Below are 269 nucleotides of genomic sequence, written 5' to 3' on the forward strand. Positions count from 1 at the left end.
GATCGTTAGTCGTTTTCTCTCGATGTGAGCTGTCATCGTGAGCAGAATGGGTGCCGCGATGGCAAACACGAGCGAGAAGATCGTGATCAGAAAGCCCGCTTTACCGAGACTAACGTCAAGATCTTCAGCGATCAGGTCAAGGATGCCGCCGATGATCAACTCGACCATCCCAACTACAAACGAGACGACCGTTAACAAATAAACACGTTTGTTCATATTTTATCTACCTTCTTTTAAGTCTGATATAAAAGTTACCCCTGTAATGGTAA

At 45.0% G+C, this 269-nt stretch carries 1 pseudogene; it reads right to left on the reverse strand.

The window, feature by feature from the left end:
- A pseudogene (locus F1003_RS18760) lies at positions 1-216 on the reverse strand (MFS transporter); the annotation flags it as partial.
- Positions 217-269: the final 53 nt, after the last annotated feature.

The organism is Winogradskyella ouciana (assembly GCF_009709615.1).
In the GTDB taxonomy this organism is placed as follows: domain Bacteria; phylum Bacteroidota; class Bacteroidia; order Flavobacteriales; family Flavobacteriaceae; genus Winogradskyella; species Winogradskyella ouciana.